This is a genomic window from Sphingomonas sp. FUKUSWIS1, from assembly GCF_000733135.1.
Lineage (GTDB): Bacteria > Pseudomonadota > Alphaproteobacteria > Sphingomonadales > Sphingomonadaceae > Sphingomonas > Sphingomonas aerolata.
On the sequence record NZ_JPJC01000105.1, the window covers coordinates 1 to 18,571 of the forward strand.

Sequence of the window (18,571 nt, forward strand, 5' to 3'; positions counted from 1 at the left end):
CGCGGCGCGCATCGTCGGGATGGCAGATCCCCTTCAGGATCAGCGGCAATGTCGTCAGCGAGCGCAGCCACGCCATGTCGTCCCAGGTCAGCACCTTGCCGAACACGCCTGCCCATTGCCGCACCGCCGCCGCGCCATCCTCCTCGGGCGGCCTGGCGAGCATCGCGCGAAAGACCGGGTCCGAAAAATAGTTCATCAGCACCGCGCCGCGCAGCTGCGGGAAGTTCGCGACGTTCAGGTCGCGCGGCCGCCAGCCCGTCACCCAGGTGTCGAGCGTAACGACGATCCCCTTATACCCCGCCGCCTCGGCCCTACGCACCAGGCTCTCGGCCAGCGCCTTGTCCTTGGGTGTATAGAGCTGGAAAAACCCAGGGGTATCGCCCAGCGCACCCGCCACGCTTTCGAGCGGATCGTTCGACAGCGTCGAGGCCATCAGCGGCACCCCCGTTTCGGCCGAGGCGCGCGCGGCGGCGAGATCGCCGTGACCGTCCTGCGTGCAGATCCCGATCACCCCGACCGGCGCCATGAAGATCGGGCTCGGCAGCCGCATCCCGAACAGGTCGATCGACAGGTCGCGCCTGCTGCAATCGACCATCATCCGCGGCGTCATGCCCCAGTGCCGGAACGCGTCGGCATTGTTGTTTTGCGTGAATTCGTCGCCGCAGCCACCCTGGACATAGCCCAGCACCGATGGCGGCATCGCCGCGCTCGCGCGCTGTTCGAGCGTCGCGTAATCGACCGGCAGCTTCGGGATCACGCCGCTCAGACCGGCGTTGTAGATCGCGTTCTGGTAATCGCCGAAATGCGGCATCCGCCTGCTCCTATCGACGGCGTTACACCCGTCCTGGCGGCGAATGTAGCGCTCAGCCGTCGAGCCGCGCCAGAAATTCCTTTGCCTGCGCCAGCGTCGCGTCCCGGTCCGCCGGCTTCATCTTCGCCCAGTTGCGATACGGCATCGCCAGTCGCGGGTTGCGATCGAGCTTGTCCGCGTTGCGCACCAGGAAATCCCAGTAGAGCGCGTTGAACGGGCAGGCGTCGGGGCCGACGCGCTGCTTCACGTCATAGCGGCAATGCCCGCAATAATCCGACATCCGGTTGATATACGCGCCCGACGCCGCATAGGGCTTCGACCCGAGCAGGCCACCATCGGCGAACTGGCTCATCCCCAGCGTATTGGGCAGCTCGACCCATTCATACGCATCGGCATAGACCTCCAGATACCATTCATGGACCTGCTTCGGGTCCGCGCCGATCAGCAGCGCGAAATTGCCCGTCACCATCAGCCGCTGGATATGGTGCGCATAGGCATGGTCGAGCGTCTGCCCAATCGCTTGCGAGAGGCAGTGCATGTCGGTCTCGCCGGTCCAGTAAAAGCCGGGCAGGTCGCGCCTAGCATCCAGGAAGTTGCGCTCGACATAATCCGGCCCCTCGCGCCAATAGATGCCGCGCATATATTCGCGCCAGCCGATGATCTGGCGGATGAACCCTTCGGCGCAGTTGAGCGGCACGCGCCCGGCGGCATATTCCGCCTCGACCGCGCGACACAGGTCGACCGGATCGAGCAGCCCCGAATTGATATAGGGCGACAGCACCGCGTGCCACAGGAACGGCTGGTCGGTCAGCATCGCATCCTGATAATCCCCGAACCGCGGCAGCGCGTGCTTCAGGAAATGCCGCTGCTGCTTCAGCGCGTCCTCGCGCGTCGTCGCGAAGTCGAAGGCATCGAGGCTGCCGGGATGCTCGCCGAACCGCGCCGCGACCATCGCGAGCACCTCGGTCGTGATCGCATCGGGGGCAAAGGAGAGCGGGCGCGGCATCAGCAGGTCGGCCTTGGCGGGCTTGCGATTATCCGCATCGTAATTCCACTCGCCCCCCTCGGGCTTGTCGCCGTCCATCAGCAACCCGGTGCGGCGGCGCATCTCGCGGTAGAAATACTCCATCCGCAACTGCTTGCGCCCCTCCGCCCAAGCCTCGAACTCGGCATGGCTGGCGAGGAAACGGTCGTCGGCGCGGATTTCGACCGGCAGGCCGAACAGCGTTTCCCACGCGTCGAGCATCCCCGCAACGCGCCACTCGCCCGCCTCGGTGACGATGATTCGCGCCGGATGATGCCGCCCGATCGCGCGCGCGACCTCGCCGGTGAAGCTGCCGGTCGACTCCGGATCGTCGAGCGTGACGTAGTCGACGGTCCAGCCCGCCTCGCGCAGTGCCTCGGCGTGATGCCGCATCGCCGACAGGATATAGGCGATCTTGCGGCGATGGTGGCGGACATAGGTCGTCTCGTCGGCGACCTCCATCATCAGCACGATCGTCGCCGCCGGGTCGGCCCCGTTGAGCGAGGCGATCTGCAGCGAGAGCTGGTCGCCGAGGATCGGCACGAGCGTGGTTTTCTTGGAGCGCATCGCATCCTACATGGCGGACCATGACCGCTCCTACAAACCCGTTATATCTGGGCCAGAACAGCGCCCTCCCCGCCTCGCCCGAAGAGGCCGTGCTCGATTACGTGCCCAACCCGCGCGTCGGCCGGACCTATCTGGTGCGGTTTGCCGCCCCCGAATTCACCTCGCTCTGTCCGGTCACCGGCCAGCCCGATTTCGCGCATCTCGTCATCGACTATGTTCCCGGCGAGACCATCGTCGAATCCAAGTCGCTCAAGCTGTTCCTCGGCAGCTTTCGCAACCATGCCGGCTTCCATGAGGACTGCACGGTCGGCATCGGCGAGCGGCTGTTCGACGAAATGAAGCCGGTCTGGCTGCGGATCGGCGGCTATTGGTATCCTCGCGGCGGGATCCCGATCGATGTCTTCTGGCAGTCTTCGGCGCCCCCTGCCGATCTCTGGCTGCCCGATCAGGGCGTCGCCCCGTATCGCGGGCGTGGCTGACGCCGTCGTCGCATGCAGTGATGTTAATAAAGTTTAACATCAAAGCGTGTGTTGCAGTGCAATATTAATGCAACTTTCATACCTTGTCAGCCGTTGGGGGTGAACGCGATGCCGGGTTAGCCTGTTATGCGCGCTCAGACAAAGGACAGGGTATGGCGTTACCGGCGGACGGGACCAAGATCACGCGGCTGGCACTCATTGGCAATTTTTTGCCGAGGCGGTGCGGTATCGCGACCTATACGACGGACGTGTTCACGGCGATGCGGGCGCGCTTTCCCGAGGTCGCGGTCGACGTCTATGCGATGGATGATCATCCTGGTCTGTACGAGTATCCGCCGGAAGTCGTTGGAACGATCCCCGAAACCGACCTGACCGCTTATCTGGATGCCGCGCGCAAGATCGATGCGAGCGGCGCCCAGGCAATCTGGGTGCAGCACGAATACGGCATCTATGGTGGCCCGGCCGGGGACTATCTGCTCGCGCTGCTCGACCGTACGACGCTGCCGGTCGTCGTTGCGTTGCACACGATCCTCGAACGCCCCAATCCCGACGAACGCCGCGTCATGGAGGGCCTGTTGCGCCGTGCCGCGCGCGTCATCGTGATGGCGGAGCGTGGCCGCGATATCCTCCAGCGCGTCTATGGCGCCAGCCCGCGGCAGATCGTGATGATCCCGCACGGCGTGCCCGATCGTGACCTCGTCGAACCCGACACGCTGAAGGCGCAATTCGGCTGGGAAGGCCGCAACGTCGTGCTGACCTTCGGACTGCTTGCGCCGAACAAGGGCATCGAAACAGTGATCGAGGCGCTGCCCGCGGTCATCGAACGCCATCCCAATCTGCTCTACGTCGTGCTCGGCGCGACGCACCCCAATCTCGTCGCGCATCAGGGCGAGGCCTATCGTGATCGTCTCAAGGCGCTGACCGAAGCCCGTGGCGTGGCGGGCAATGTCGCCTTCATCGACGCGTTCGTCGAACATGACGAGCTGCTGAGCTATCTGCAGGCGGCCGATATCTATGTGACGCCCTACACCAATCCGGCGCAGATCACTTCGGGCACGCTCAGCTACGCCATCGGCGTCGGCAAGCCCGTCATCTCGACCCCGTACGTCCATGCGACGGAGATCCTCGCCGATGGGCATGGCGTCCTCGTCCCGTTCGGCGATGTCGCCGCCTTCGCGCGCGAAATCGACATGCTGCTGTCGAGCGATCGCGACCGTCATCGCCTGGCCGAACGCGCCTATGCGCGCGGTCGTACGATGATCTGGCCACAGCTTGCCGAAACATCGATGGCAGAGATCCGCGCGGTGGTCGCGGCACGCCCTTTTCGTCTGGCAAAACCTTCGCCCCCGTTGAAGCCGCTTGCGCCTGACTTCGCGGCCGTCGAACGGATGAGTGATTCGACGGGCATGCTCCAGCATTCGATCTACTCGATCCCCGATCGCCGGCATGGCTATTGCATCGACGACAATTGCCGTGCGCTCATGCTGATGAGCGCGATGCCGGACATGGACGAGGTCCAGCGCGACAAGTGGACGACGATCTATGCGTCGTTCGTGCAATATGCCTGGAACCCCGACGAGCGTCGCTTCCGCAACTTCATGAGCTTCGACCGAACTTGGTGCGAGGATGTCGGGTCCGAGGATTCGAACGGTCGCACCGTCTGGGCGCTCGGCATCACCGCACGCGATGCGCAGCTGGCCAAGCATCGCGACTGGGCGACGGCGATGTATGACTCGACCGCATCCTGTGCACTCGAGCTCGGCAGCCTGCGCGCTCAGGCCTTTGCGATGCTCGGCGCGGCGGCGATGCTCGAGGCCAGCCCCGGGCATCAGCTCTCGCTGTCGATCCTGGCAAAGTTCCCGGATGTCCATCTGGCACTGCTCGAGAAGACGCGACGTCCCGAATGGCAGTGGTTCGAGATCGTCCTCGCCTATGACAATGCGCGCCTGCCACAGGCGCTCATCCGTGCGGGCCAGGCGCTCGGTCGCCAGGACCTGATCGATTGCGGTCTGGCGACACTCGAATGGATCGTCGCCAAGCAGACATCGCCCGAGGGTCGCTTCCGTGCGGTTGGCACCGAAAGCTTCGGACGCTCCTATGAAGATCCGCTGCAGTTCGACCAGCAGCCGCTGGAGGCACAGGCCACCGTCGATGCCTGCATGGCGGCGTTCGAGGCCACCGGCGACCTGCGCTGGCGTGACGAGGCCGAGCGTGCCTATCGCTGGTTCCTGGGCGGGAATGACCTCAATCTGCCGCTCGCGAGCATCGCCGATGGTGGCTGTTTCGATGGATTGATGCCGACGGGATTGAACCGCAACCAGGGTGCAGAGTCGATTTTGGCGCTGCAATTGGCCAATTGTGCGATTTCGGGGGTATCAAACGCAGCCCAAAGCGTGGCAGGAGCCTCGCGCGTCGTCGCATAGCCTCGCTAGCGTCGGCGTCCCAAGGTGGAACGGCACGCGAGGCATAAGCACGATGGACCTGTTTACCCACCAGCTGCGGTTGCACGCCGACCCGTCACGGGTCGTCGTCCGGCCCTTTCATATCGCCTGGGCCGGCAATGCCGGTGCACCCAGTCGTACCGAGCGACTGGTCGGCGAAGTCCTCGAGATGACGAGCGCTGAGGCGCGGATCCAGCTCGAGGTGGTGCTGAAGGATTTCGAGGCGCGGCACTGGCAGACGCGGCGCGTCTTCATGACGCGCTACGACCAGATCGAGGACATGCTCGGGCTTAACGGCGCGGATATCGGCGACGAGAAGCGCCAGCTGATCGGCGCCTATTTCTGTCATGAATACAGTTATGCCGCTGCCGCGCTGATGAACCCCAGCGCGGTGCCGCATTTCGACCAGTCGGGCATGCCCCCGGGCAGCCTGCGCATCCTGATGTCGATGCGCGCGGTGGGCGAAGGTCACATCTCGTCGGTCGCGTTCCGCGAAGGCATCATCACCGACCAGAATCTGATGAAGCTCGCGCCCGAGCCGCCTTTCGCGACCGCGACCGACGCGGTCGGCAGCGGCGAGGACGAGATGCCGCAGGGCCCCGTCACCGTCTATCGCCACCGCGACAGCACGCTCAGCGGCACCGTGATCTTCCCGATCACGCAGGCGCAGTCGAAGGGGCTGGAGGATTTACGCATCGTCCGCTTCCAGCACGACAATGGCGACTATGAATGGATCGGCACCTACACCGCCTATAACGGTTCGGTCATCCAGTCCGAACTGATGCGAACGCGCGATTTCCGCGCGTTCGATCTCGTCCCGATGACTGGCCCCGCCGCGCGCAACAAGGGCATGGCGCTGTTCCCGCGCAAGGTGAACGGCCAGTATATGATGATCGGCCGGCAGGACGGCGAGAACCTGTTCCTGCTGAAGTCGGACACGCTGACCGACTGGGACGACGGCGAGAAGATCCTGACCCCGCTCTATCCGTGGGAACTCGTCCAGATCGGCAATTGCGGCCCGCCGATCGAGCTCGACGAGGGCTGGTTGCTGCTCACGCACGGCGTCGGCGCGATGCGCAAATATTCGATCGGTGCAGTGCTGCTCGACAAGGACGACCCGTCAAAGGTGATCGGCCGCACGCAGCAGCCGATCCTCGCCGCCAAGGATCAGGATCGCGAGGGCTATGTCCCCAACGTCGTCTACAGCTGCGGCGCGCTGCGCCACGGCGATGCGCTGTTCCTGCCTTACGGCATCGCGGACAGCTCGATCGGCTTCGCCTTCGTCAAGATCACGGACATGCTCGCCGCGATGAAGTGAAGGACGGTCGCTCCCTCCTTAGGACTCCACCCCGGCGAAGGCCGGGGCCCAGTTGGGCGACGGAGATAATGGCGGACCGCGCTTCGTAACGTCGACCTTCCCAACTGGGCCCCGGCCTTCGCCGGGGAAGTGCGCTTAACCAGGTAGGCCGTTCCCCTCCCCGGCCTCCCGCGAAGGCGGGAGCCCAGCCTGGGTCCCCGCCTTCGCGGGGAAACACTCGCTACCGCGATGCCGCCATCGTCCGCCGGTACATCACCCAGGTCAGCAGCGCGAACAGCAGGGTCCCTCCGACCAGCGCAAAGGGTACGAACCCCTCCCCGACCAGCGCCAGCGGCGTCTCCTGGTTGGTGAGATAGACGATCCCGGCAAACCCCACGCCCCACAGCGACTCGCCGACGATCATCCCCGTCGCGGTCAGCACGCCCATCCGCCTGGCGAGCTCGGGATCGCGCGCGCGGTCGGCCCAGCGGTCATAGGCATAGCCGACCACCGCGCCGATCGTGACCGGCAACGTCACCGCCATCGGCAGATACACGCCCAGCCCGACGCCCAGCGGCGGCAACCGCAGCTTGCCCGCCTTGCCCAGCAGTTCGTCGAGCGCGATCACCGCAACACCGGTCATCGCGCCATAGCCGATCATCGCCCAGTTGAGATTGCCCCCCAGCACGCCCTTGGCGAGCGCCGAGATCAGCGCCGCCTGCGGCGCCGCCAGCGCATTGGGCCCGGCCCCCGGCGCGCCGGCAAAGCCAAGCGTGCTGCCGAGCAGGTTGAGCACCGGCGGCACGACGATCGACCCGAACACCACGCCGATCAGCAGCGCGACCTGCTGCTTCCACGGCGTCGCGCCGACCAACTGCCCGGTCTTCAGATCCTGGAGATTGTCGTTCGAGATCGTCGCGATGCCGAACACCACGCCCGTCACGATCAGGCCGTAGGCGACCAGCGCCTGCGTCGTCCCCGGCTCGACCGCGCGGCCGAACCACGACACCAGCAGGATCGATGCGGAGAGGATCGCGAGGATGCCGATGCCCGACACAGGAGAATTCGACGCGCCGATCAGCCCCGCCATATAGCCGCACACCGCCGCGATCACGAGGCCGATGACCAGAATGAACGCGAGACTCCCCGCGATCAGCCCGACCGCCGACGCCTCGAGCGGCCCGCCCTGGAGGACCGTCCACAGCAGGATCCCGATCGGGACGAGCATCGCCAGCGATGCAATCCCGACGATCCCGATCGGGATGTCGCGCTCCTCGAGTGCCAGCACTTCGCCGCCGCGCTTGGCTGCCGACGCCGCCAGCGCCGATCGCACGCCGCCGACCACGGGTCCTGCGATCTTGAGCAAGGTCCAGATCGCCGCGACGCCGATCACGCCCGCACCGAAGAACCGCACGTCCGACCGGAACACGGTCGTCGCGATCACCTCCGCGGTGCCGGTTACGCTTCCCGCCGAGGTCAGGATTGGCAGCAGGATCCACCAGCCGATCACCACGCCCGTAAACATTGCCATCCCGACCGAGATTCCGACCAGATGCCCCGCGCCCAGCAGCGCGAACGACAGTCCACCCGAAATCCCGGTCGCGCCTGCGCCAACGCGGAACCACGTCGCGGCCTCGGCAGCGACCAGCTTGGTCTGCGTCAGGATCGCGAACCCGGCCGACACCAGCGCGTTGACGACGATGATGCCGAGCCCGCGTGCGCTCTCCTCGCCGCCCTCACGGCTGCCCGCGCCGACTTTCAGCACTTCGGCGGCCGCGCGGCCCTCCGGATAGGGCAGCACCGTGTCGACGACGAGTGCACGGCGCAGCGGGACCGAGAACAGCACGCCGAGCACGCCGCCGAACATCGTGATCGCCGCGGTGGTGAAGAACGGGAACCCCTGCCACCAGCCGATCATGACGAGGCCGGGCAACACGAAGATGATCGCCGCGAGCGTGCCCGCGGCGGACGCGATCGTCTGGACGATGTTGTTCTCGAGGATCGTCGAATCCTTGAACAGCCGCAGCACGGCCATCGAGATCACCGCGGCGGGGATCGACGTCGCGAAGGTCAGCCCGATCTTCAGTCCGAGATACACATTGGCCGCGGTGAACAGCAGCGTGATGATCGCGCCGAGCACGACCCCGCGAAAGGTAAGCTCGCGCATGCTCGTCTCGGGCCCGGTCTTGGATACGCCCCGCGTCGCGTCGGTCATCAGATTGTCCTAACCAGAAACACGTGCCCCGGCGGAGGCCGAGTCCCAGTCGGAACGTCCTCCAACCGGGCCTCGGCCTCCGCCGGGGTCCTAGCCGTCAGGATGCCGCGCTCTTGCCGTGAGCGCAACCGGCCGGATCAGCGCGCTACCATCCGCCGCGCGAAATGCACCGTGACCGCGCGCGTCACGCTCTCCGCAATCCGCTGCCGCCCCTCATCGCTGTCGAGAAACGCCGCGTCCTGCGGGTTCGAAATATAGCCCGTCTCGAACAGGATAGAGGGCATGTCGGGCGCTTTGAGCACCATCAGCGACGCCATGCGGTGGAAATTCGGCTTGAGCGGCATCAGCGGCTTGGCCTCGCGTCCCAACAACCGCGCGAACGTGGCGGACGCGTTCATCGTCTCGCGCTGCGTCAGGTCGATCAGGATCGACGACACGTCGGCAGGCGCCTCGCCGAGATTCACCCCGGAGATCACATCCGCCTTGTTCTCGCGCGCGGCTAGCCGCGCCGCCTCCTTGTCGGACGCCACCTCGGACAGCGTATAGGCAGTCGCGCCGCTCGCGCCTTCGGATCCGGTACTGTCGCAGTGGACCGAGATGAACAGGTCCCCCTTCAACCGTCGTGCGACGCCGTACCGTTCGCGCAGCACGAGGAACCGGTCGTCGCTCCGCGTCAGCGCGACGCGCACCCGGCCCGAAGCAAGCAGCGCGTCACGGATCGCCTTGGCGACCTTGAGGGTCACGTCCTTCTCGCGCAGCCCGTCAGGCCCGATCGCGCCGGGATCGACACCGCCATGTCCGGCGTCGATCACCACCAGCGGACGCATGTCGTCGCCCTCGACCCGCGGCAGCGTGATCCCGCGCGCGCGCGGCGGCACCGGGATCGACACCTTGTACCGCGGCGCCGCCCGCGCGGCGAAAGTGACCGGGAAGAAATTCAGCGGGCCGGCGATACTGGCCTGCGTAAAGGCCGCATCGTCGACGCGGCGCAAGGCCAGCGTCAGCTCGCGTCCCTGCGAATCGAACCCGCCATCGGCCACGATCACCGGCTCGGACAGGTCGAACAGCATCCGCAGCCCGGACCCGCCATGCCGGCGCTGCGTGATGCGGGTCACGACGCCGCCCGGCTTCGCGGTTCCGCCGGGCGTCGCGTTCGCGATATCGACCGCGATCTGCCGTCGGCCGGTCAGGATCTGGCTCGCGCCGCTGCCGACCGGTGCATCGAAGCGGATAACGATCTGCGTCCGGCCGATCGCGATGCTCTGTACGGACGCCGCCAGCGCCGGAACGCCGGACAGCCAGCCGAGCAGCAGAGCGATGATCGCAACCATCCTGCGTCCATGCCGTGCGACCGCGCTGCCGGTCCAGCGAAAAGCCATTCTACACTCCCTGGATCGGTCGAGCCCGACCGAAACGAGACGCCTACGCCACGCCCCCGCAAGAGGATCTTGCGGAGCAGGGTTAATAGCCTGTTTGCCTTGGTTTTCCCATATCCGTGGCTGCCGGCGCGGCTGCCGGACAGATCGCCGCCCGGAAATTCAGCCTGTGAAAATGGCAGGTTTCAAGGCTTCGGACGGCCCCGCGCCGGGCCAGTTGCGGGATCTGCAATGCGGTGCTAGTCCTGCCGTGCACCCGTGCGTCGCTAGAGTTTGCCAGCGACGCGCCGGTCTCAACGCCCGCCTTCGGATCCTCGACGGCGCGGCAATTTCAGGTTGACGCTCGAATGACGCATTCCCCCCGCCCCGCTCACCGATCGGCCTTCGCCGACGGGATCGCGGTCGTGCGGGCGCCGCAGGGTGAGTTCCCGCGGCATGCGCGTCGAGCAGAGGCAGTTTCGCATACCTTCCGCGAGTCCGGGCGTCCGTGTCCGACCGCACCACCATCAAGCGCGCGACGGCTGCCATCAGGCCCGGCGCGTGCGCGGAGAATCTATTATGACAACGCGTATGCTGATCGACGCACGCCACCGGGAAGAAACCCGGATCGCCGTCGTCAAGGGTAACCGGATCGAGGAATTCGATTTCGAAAGCGCCGAGCGCAAGCAGCTCAAGGGCAACATCTACCTCGCCAAGGTCACGCGGGTCGAGCCGTCGCTCCAGGCGGCGTTCATCGATTACGGCGGCAATCGCCACGGCTTCCTCGCGTTCAGCGAGATCCATCCCGATTACTACCAGATCCCCAAGGAAGACCGCGACGCGCTGCTCCGCGAAGAGGCCGAGCATGCCGCCGAGGAGGCCGCCCTGCGCGCCGACTATGACGCGGACGACGAAGAGGGTGACGACGAGGACGATATCGAGCGCTTCGAGGACGATGGCGGGGTAGATCCCGACGTCGCCGAGGAGCTCGAAGGCAGCGAAGAGACCGGCGAAGCCCCGCGTCGCAAGCGCAAGCCGAACGGCGACGAGGCCGCGGTCGAGGATCTGCGCGAGCGTCGCATGAACCTGCGCCGCCGCTACAAGATCCAGGACGTGATCCATCGCCGTCAGGTGCTGCTCGTCCAGGTCGTCAAGGAAGAGCGCGGCAACAAGGGCGCAGCCCTGACCACGTACCTGTCACTGGCGGGCCGCTACTGCGTGCTGATGCCCAATACGAGCCACGGCGGCGGCATCTCGCGCAAGATCAGCAACGCGGGCGACCGCAAGCGCCTGAAGTCGATCATGGCCGACATGCAGCTGCCGCCCTCGATGGGCTGCATCGTCCGCACCGCCGGGCTGCAGCGCAGCAAGGTCGAGATCAAGCGCGACTTCGATTACCTCGCCCGTCTGTGGGACGGGATCCGCGAAGCGACGCTGAAGGCGTCGGCGCCCGCGCTCGTCTACGGCGACAGCGACCTCATCAAGCGCGCGATCCGCGACATCTACAACAAGGAAATCGAAGAGGTCATCGTCGAGGGCGAGGACGGCTATCGCCAGGCGCGCGAGTTCATGCGCCTGCTGATGCCGACGCACGCCCGGCGCATCAAGCATTACGCCGACCCCGTGCCGCTGTTCCAGCGCGCGGGCGTCGAGGATCAGCTGTCGGCGATGTACCATCCGGTCGTCCAGCTGAAATCGGGCGGCTATCTGGTCATCAACCCGACCGAGGCGCTCGTCTCGATCGACATCAACTCGGGCCGCTCGACGCGCGAACACAGCATCGAGCAGACCGCGACCGCGACCAACCTCGAGGCCGCACAGGAAATCGGTCGCCAGCTGCGCCTGCGCGACATGGCCGGGCTCGTCGTCATCGACTTCATCGACATGGATAACAATTCCAACGTCCGTAAGGTCGAGAAGGCGATGAAGGAGGCGCTGAAGAACGATCGCGCGCGCATCCAGATCGGTCGCATCTCGTCGTTCGGCCTCATGGAAATGAGCCGCCAGCGGCTGCGCACCGGCGTGCTGGAAGCGTCGACCCGCGCCTGCCCGCATTGCGAGGGCACCGGGCTCGTCCGCACCGCGTCGTCGTCGGGCATCTCCGCGCTCCGCCTCATCGAGGACGAGGCCGCCCGCGGTCGCGGCTCGCTGCTGACGCTGCGCGCGAGCCAGGAAGCGGCCGTCTACATCCTCAACCGCAAGCGTGCCGACATCGCCGAGATCGAGGATCGCTACGGCGTGATCGTCGAGATCATCCCCGGCCAGGACGAGGAAGGCGCGCACATGACGGTCGAGGCCAGCGGCCCGCCGCCCGCGCACCCGCCGAAATTCGTCCAGATCATCGAAGAGGACGAGGACGATCTTCCCGAGGAGATCGAGGACGAGATCGAGGAGGACGAGGTCGAGGAGGCCGAGGCAGAGCAGCCGCGCCGTCGTGAGGGGGGCCGCGAAGGCGGACGCGAACAGGCCGCGCCGCGTGAAGGCCGCGATGCCGATGGCGAGGGCGGCAAGAAGCGCCGTCGCCGCCGCGGTCGTCGGGGCCGGGCACGCCCAGGTGAGGACGGCGCCGTCGGTGGTACGAACGAGGATGGCACGTTCGAGGACGTCGACACCAATGTCGAGGAAATCGACGAAGGCGTCGGCGAGATCGTCGAAGTCGGCGGTGGCGAGGAGATCGAGGGTACGACTCCGGCCGAGCAGGCCAACGGCGTCGAAGGCGAAGGCCGTCGTCGTCGCGGACGTCGCGGACGTCGCGGTGGTCGGCGCAACGAGCAGGGCGGCGAGCAGACCGGCACCGAGACGGGCGAGTCGATTGCCGTCAGCAGCATCGACACCGCGGCACTGATCGCCGAGGCACCCGAGCCGGAAGCGTTTGCGCCGGTCGAGACGTCCGAGGCCGAGCCGGTGTTCGAGGAGACGCCGTCCGCGCCGGTCGCCGAGGCCCCCAAGATGCGTCGTCGCCCGCGCGCGCGTGCGGCCGCCGCGACGATCAACGCCGACCCGGTCGCCGATACTGCGCCCAAGTCGCGTCGGGGTCGCAAGCCGCGTCCGGTCGAGACGGCCGACGAGACGACCATGGCACCAGAACCGGTCGTATCCGAAGTGCCCGTCACGCCCGAGCCGCAGGAACAGGCCGCTCCCGAACCGGCCGCGGCGGAGCCCGCGCGCAAGCCTGCACGGCGTCGTCGCGAGGCGGTTGCCGAGGCGACGATGGACGAGGTCGGCGCCACGCCGGCCGAGACACTGGAGGCGTCCGCACCTAAGCCCAAGCGCGCCCGTCGCAAGGCGAGCGATACGGTGGTCGAGCCCGCAGTCGTCGAGGAGGCCCCTGCCAAGGTCGCCAAGCCGCGTGGTCGGCCGCGCAAGGCCGCGGTGATCGAGGCCGGCGATGCCGCCCCGACCAGCGAGGTGCTTGCCGCGCCGGTCGAGACCACGCCGCCGCAGGTCGAGGTCCAGCCGCAGGACGCCGACGCGCCGGGCACGAACGACGACCCCGATGGCGCGCCGCGCCGTGGCTGGTGGCAGCGCACCTTCGGCTGACGCCGAAGCATAGCCGATGAGACGGGCGCGATCGAAAGGTCGCGCCCGTTTTCATTTCGGCGCGCGGACCAATTGGTTCCGGCGATCGGCCGCTTGGGTCGTGCTACGTCCTGCGGCTCACCATCGGGCGTCGGACCCGCCCACGTCGTCGTCCCCGCCATTGCTCCCCCGCCGCCGATCGACGATACTGCGCGATATGAAGCGCTTCGTCGCGGCCCTGACCGCCACCCTCCTGCTCTGGGCGCAACCCGCACAGGCGCAGTCGATCCTCCGCGATGCGGAAACCGAAACGATGTTCGCCGAAATGTCCGGCCCGTTGATCACCGCGGCGGGCCTGTCGCCGCGCGACGTCAAGGTCGTGCTGATCAACGACGACTCGATCAATGCGTTCGTCGCGGGCGGCCAGACCGTCTATGTCCATTCGGGTCTGCTGCAGGCGGCGGACAATGCGAACGAAGTTCAGGGCGTGATCGCGCACGAACTTGGCCACATCGCCGACGGGCATGTCGTGCTCTCCGATCGCGGTACCAAACCCGCGATGGGCATGTACCTGCTCTCGATGGTGCTCGGCCTGGCGGCGATGGCGGCGGGCAGCGGCGAGGCGGGCGCGGGGATCATGGCGGCCGGACAACAGGCCGCGATGGGCAATTACCTGGCGTTCAGCCGCACGCAGGAATCCACCGCGGATGCGAGCGGCGCGAAATATCTGCGGGAAGCGAACGTCACGGGCCGCGGCATGCTGAGCTTTTTCAAGAAGCTGCAGCAGCAGGAATATCGCTTCGGCACCGCCAATATCGACCCGTTCATGCAGTCGCATCCGCTGTCTGGCGAGCGTGTCTCGGCGCTGACTGCGGATCTCCAGGCGTCGCCCGCCTGGGCGAACAAGCCCGATGCTGCGCTCGAGGAACGCTTCCGCCGCGTGAAGGCCAAGCTAGCCGGGTATGTCCTGCCCGCGCCGCGCACGCTGCAAAGCTATCCGCCGAGCGACCAGTCGATCTACGCGCATTACGCCCGGGCTTATGCCTATCATAAATCGGGCTATCCCGACAAAGCCGATGCCGAGGCGGATGCGCTGGTCAAGGCGAAGCCCGACGATCCCTATTTCCTCGAGATCAAGGGCCAGATCCTGCTCGAGGCGGGCAGGCCGGTCGAGTCGCTCGTCCCGCTGCGCGAGGCGACCGAGGGCTCGCGCAACAACCCGCTGATCGCCACGACCTTCGGCCACGCGCTGATCGCGACCGAGAACAAGGCGAATTATCCCGAGGCGACGAAGGTCCTGCGCACCGCGGTCGGTCGCGACGATCAGAATCCGTTCGCCTGGATGCAGCTGGGCACCGTCTACGAGCTGACCGGTGATACGGCTCGCGCGGCGCTCGCCACCGCCGAGCGCGCAAGCATGGGCGGCGACATGCGGACCGCGTCGGCCAGCGCGCAATATGCGCTTGCCAACATCCCGGCAAACACCCCCGACTGGATCCGCGCGCAGGATATCGCGATGGCCGCGCAGAACGAGATGGACGACAATCCCAAGCAGTATAAGCGGCGCCGATGAACAAGATGATGTTGCCCGCCATCGCGGCGGTCGGGGCGGTCCTGGGAGGATTCGCGGTGTGGGGCTATGATCGCCAGGGCGGTGGCGTCGAGCGCGCACAGGTCGAGTCGATCGTCCACGACTACATGCTCGCGCATCCCGAGATCCTGCCCGAAGCGATGGAGAAACTGCGCGACCGCGAGTCGGGCAAGACGGTCGCCGCCAACCGCGACGCGATCGTCACGCCGTTCGGCAGCGCCTGGGCGGGCAATCCCAAGGGCGACGTCACATTGGTCGAATATTTCGACTATAATTGCGGGTATTGCCGCGCTAGCCTGCCGATGATCGCAAAGCTGATCGCCGCAGACCCCAAGGTCCGCGTCGTCTTTCGCGAATTGCCGATCCTCAGCGCGGAAAGCCGCGTCGCTGCCCGCGCGAGCCTCGCGGCCGCCCAACAGGGCAAATTCGCGGCCTTCCACGACGCGCTCTACGCCGGCGGTCAGGTCAGCGACGCGACGATCGCGGCGGCAGCGGCGAAGGCCGGGGTCGACATCAATCCGGCAGGCTTCACCAAGACCGCCGATGCCGAGATCGGCAAGAACATGGAGACCGCGGCCAAGCTCGGCATGACGGGCACGCCGAGCTGGGTGGTTGGCGACCGCATCCTGTCCGGTGCACTGCCGCTCGAGGACCTGCAAAAGGCGGTCGCCGCCGCCCGCGCCGGATAGGCCGACCTCGCAAATCCCCATTTCGTCATCCCCGCGGAGGCGGGGACCCATATTGGCGAACGTCCGAGTTTATGGATCCCCGCCTCCGCGGGGATTACGATGGGGTCGCGTCAGGCCTTACTTTCACACCCCACCGCCCCCATCTTCCCCTCACTTAAAAGGGGCCCCAATGACCGAACCGATCCTGTCCGTTGCGGGCGTCACGAAGACCTACAAAAGCGGCACCACCGCACTCCACCCCGTCGACCTGGACATCCGCAAGGGCGAGATCTTCGCGCTGCTCGGGCCCAATGGGGCGGGGAAGACGACGCTGATCAGCATCATCTGCGGAATCGTCACGCCCAGCGCTGGAACGATTACCGTCGCGGGCTTCGACGCGATCCACGACTATAAGCAGGCGCGCAGCCGCATCGGACTGGTCCCGCAGGAGCTGAACGTCGACATGTTCGAGACGGTGCTCGCCACCGTCACCTTCAGCCGCCGCCTGTTCGGTCGCTCGGGCCACAGCGCCTATATCGAACAGGTGCTGCGCGACCTGTCGCTCTGGGACAAGCGCCATGCCAAGATCATGGAATTGTCGGGCGGGATGAAGCGCCGCGTCCTGATCGCCAAGGCGCTGAGCCACGAGCCCGAGATCCTGTTCCTCGACGAACCCACCGCGGGCGTCGACGTCGCGCTGCGCCGCGACATGTGGAAGCTCGTCCACCGCCTGCGCGAGGGTGGCACGACGATCATCCTGACCACGCATTATATCGAGGAGGCCGAAGAAATGGCCGACCGCGTCGGCGTGATCAACAAGGGCAGACTGCTGCTCGTCGACGACAAGGCATCGCTGATGAAACAGCTCGGCAAGCGCGAACTCGATCTGGCGTTGCAGGAGCCGATGACCGCGATCCCGCCCGAGCTTGCCGAATGGGACGTGTCGCTGCAGGACGACGGCAAGCGCCTGCGCTATGTATTCGACGCACAGGCGGACCATACCGGCATCCCCTCGCTCCTGCGCAAGCTCGCCGAACTCGGCATCGGCTTCAAGGATCTCGAAACCAGCAAGTCGAGCCTCGAGGACATCTTCGTCGATCTCGTCGGAGAGCGCGCATGAACACCCCCTTCCTCAACTGGCACGGCGTCTGGGCGATCTATCGGTTCGAAATGGCGCGGGCCTTGCGCACGCTGTGGCAGAGCCTCGTCACCCCCGTCCTCACGACGTCGCTCTATTTCATTGTCTTCGGCGGTGCGATCGGCAGCCGGATGCAGGAGGTCGGCGGTGTCGGCTATGGCAGCTTCATCGTCCCCGGCCTCATCATGCTGTCGCTGCTGACGCAGAGCATCGCGAATGCATCGATCGGGATCTACTTCCCCAAATTCACCGGCACGATCTACGAACTGCTCTCCGCGCCCGTATCCGCGATGGAGATGGTGATCGGCTATGTCGGGGCGGCGACCACCAAGTCGGTGATCATCGGCCTGATCATCCTGGCGACCGCCGCCTGTTTCGTACCGCTGCATATCGCGCATCCGTTCGCGATGTTCGCCTTCCTGATCCTAACGGCCGTCGCGTTCAGCCTGTTCGGCTTCATCATCGGCGTCTGGGCGAACGGCTTCGAACAGCTGAACTTCGTCCCCGCGCTGCTGATCACGCCGCTGACGTTTCTCGGTGGCGCCTTCTACTCAATCGACATGCTGCCCCAGCCCTGGCGCACGCTCAGCCTGGCCAACCCGGTCGTCTATTTGATCAGCGGGTTTCGCTGGAGCTTCTTCGGGCAAGGTGATGTCGCGGTCGGCATCAGCCTCGCGGTGACCGCGGCGTTCCTCGTCGCCTGCCTCATCGTGATCGCGTTGATCTTCAAGACCGGCTGGCGGATGAAGAACTAGGCGCGCCACGCCCCGCGCGCCATCGGCCGCACGACCAGCGCGTTGATGTCGATTGCGATGTGAAACGCGATTGCCATCCACACGCTGTTCGTCAGGCCGTAGAGCACGGACAGCGCGACCCCCGACAGCGTCGTCGCAACGACGCCGCGCCACCCCTGATAGCGGTGCACCCCGCCGAAGCAGAGGGCGGCGATGATCGTCCCGGCCAGCGCGCTGCCGGACACCAGCGCGATCAGCAGCGGGAGGAACAGGCGGAAGAACAGCTCTTCGCTGACCCCGGCACTGATCGCGAGGGCGATGGCCGGGAGAATGTCCTTGCGCGTCTTCGGCAGGACATCGGGGAAGGTGCCGATCTGGAACGCGCGGCGGCCGCGGCGCCACAAGGCATGCGTGATCGCCGCGTTCGCGAGCGTGCCGAGCGCCATGCCGAGGATCAGTGGCGCGATCGGCAGGCGCGGCCAGTCGTCCGGCACCAGCGCGATTGCCGCCGGCTGCGCCGCCGCGAGCGGATTTTGGCCGAGCAGTACGAGGCCAATCAGAGCGGGCAGACCGAACGACACCGCCAACCCGACCGCCCAGGCCGTCATACGCTTTGCAGGGCCGCTCCCTGATCGTGTTGGCAGGCGAGCGCGGAACGTCCGCCCCCGCCACAGGATCGCCAATACGTAGACGGCGACGATCGCGAGCAGTGTCTGCGCGACCATCACCGCG

13 protein-coding genes are annotated in these 18,571 nt (G+C 66.4%); 8 read left to right on the forward strand and 5 right to left on the reverse strand.

The genetic code is table 11. The annotated features are described in order from the left end of the window. Together sphsw_RS07550 and sphsw_RS07555 are read right to left on the reverse strand one after the other, a co-directional pair. The coding region (locus sphsw_RS07550) for an alpha-hydroxy-acid oxidizing protein (RefSeq protein WP_031440071.1) at positions 1-811 on the reverse strand (811 nt) is incomplete at its 3' end. A 52-nt stretch (positions 812-863) separates the two neighbouring features. After that, entirely contained in the window at positions 864-2,402 is a 1,539-nt protein-coding gene (locus tag sphsw_RS07555; RefSeq protein WP_031440072.1) for a cryptochrome/photolyase family protein, read from the reverse strand. A gap of 20 nt (positions 2,403-2,422) precedes the next feature. Between sphsw_RS07555 and queF the strand changes: the two genes are divergently transcribed. The 3 genes from queF to sphsw_RS07570 all read left to right on the forward strand — a co-directional run bounded on the left by queF (position 2,423) and on the right by sphsw_RS07570 (position 6,640). Continuing rightward, positions 2,423-2,881, forward strand: a complete 459-nt coding sequence (queF, locus tag sphsw_RS07560) for a preQ(1) synthase (protein WP_031440073.1) — start codon at positions 2,423-2,425, stop codon at positions 2,879-2,881. Positions 2,882-3,033: 152 nt separating this feature from the next. After that, positions 3,034-5,304 carry a glycosyltransferase family 4 protein gene (locus sphsw_RS07565; RefSeq protein WP_031440074.1) on the forward strand — a complete coding sequence of 757 codons (2,271 nt, stop codon included), beginning with the start codon at positions 3,034-3,036 and terminating at the stop codon, positions 5,302-5,304. A gap of 52 nt (positions 5,305-5,356) precedes the next feature. Next, positions 5,357-6,640: a glycoside hydrolase family 130 protein gene (locus tag sphsw_RS07570; RefSeq protein WP_031440075.1), complete on the forward strand. Its 1,284-nt coding sequence runs from the start codon at positions 5,357-5,359 to the stop codon at positions 6,638-6,640. Between the two features lie 220 nt (positions 6,641-6,860). On the opposite strand, the gene sphsw_RS07575 is transcribed toward sphsw_RS07570, so the two are convergent. Together sphsw_RS07575 and sphsw_RS07580 are read right to left on the reverse strand one after the other, a co-directional pair. Further along, positions 6,861-8,834: an OPT family oligopeptide transporter gene (locus tag sphsw_RS07575; RefSeq protein ID WP_042466782.1), complete on the reverse strand. Its 1,974-nt coding sequence runs from the start codon at positions 8,832-8,834 to the stop codon at positions 6,861-6,863. Positions 8,835-8,971: 137 nt separating this feature from the next. Beyond that, entirely contained in the window at positions 8,972-10,213 is a 1,242-nt protein-coding gene (locus sphsw_RS07580) for an N-acetylmuramoyl-L-alanine amidase family protein (protein WP_031440077.1), read from the reverse strand. Between the two features lie 567 nt (positions 10,214-10,780). Between sphsw_RS07580 and sphsw_RS07585 the strand changes: the two genes are divergently transcribed. From sphsw_RS07585 to sphsw_RS07605, 5 genes are all read left to right on the forward strand, one after another. Continuing rightward, a complete protein-coding gene (locus tag sphsw_RS07585; protein ID WP_031440078.1) occupies positions 10,781-13,729 on the forward strand; it encodes a ribonuclease E/G in 2,949 nt (982 codons plus the stop codon). 196 nt (positions 13,730-13,925) lie between these two features. Then, complete coding sequence (locus sphsw_RS07590) at positions 13,926-15,281, forward strand: M48 family metalloprotease (protein ID WP_031440079.1); 1,356 nt, start codon at positions 13,926-13,928, stop codon at positions 15,279-15,281. After that, positions 15,278-15,988, forward strand: coding sequence for a DsbA family protein (locus sphsw_RS07595; RefSeq protein ID WP_031440080.1), 711 nt, complete (start codon positions 15,278-15,280; stop codon positions 15,986-15,988). Before sphsw_RS07590 ends, sphsw_RS07595 begins: the two co-directional genes overlap by 4 nt. Positions 15,989-16,157: 169 nt before the next feature. Next, positions 16,158-17,087 carry an ABC transporter ATP-binding protein gene (locus tag sphsw_RS07600; protein WP_031440081.1) on the forward strand — a complete coding sequence of 310 codons (930 nt, stop codon included), beginning with the start codon at positions 16,158-16,160 and terminating at the stop codon, positions 17,085-17,087. After that, on the forward strand, positions 17,084-17,860 hold the full coding sequence (locus sphsw_RS07605; RefSeq protein ID WP_031440082.1) for an ABC transporter permease: 777 nt from the start codon (positions 17,084-17,086) through the stop codon (positions 17,858-17,860). Before sphsw_RS07600 ends, sphsw_RS07605 begins: the two co-directional genes overlap by 4 nt. Here the strand turns inward: sphsw_RS07605 and sphsw_RS18320 are convergent. Next, positions 17,857-18,564: a CPBP family intramembrane glutamic endopeptidase gene (locus sphsw_RS18320; RefSeq protein ID WP_081874208.1), complete on the reverse strand. Its 708-nt coding sequence runs from the start codon at positions 18,562-18,564 to the stop codon at positions 17,857-17,859. The genes sphsw_RS07605 and sphsw_RS18320 overlap by 4 nt on opposite strands. Positions 18,565-18,571: the final 7 nt, after the last annotated feature.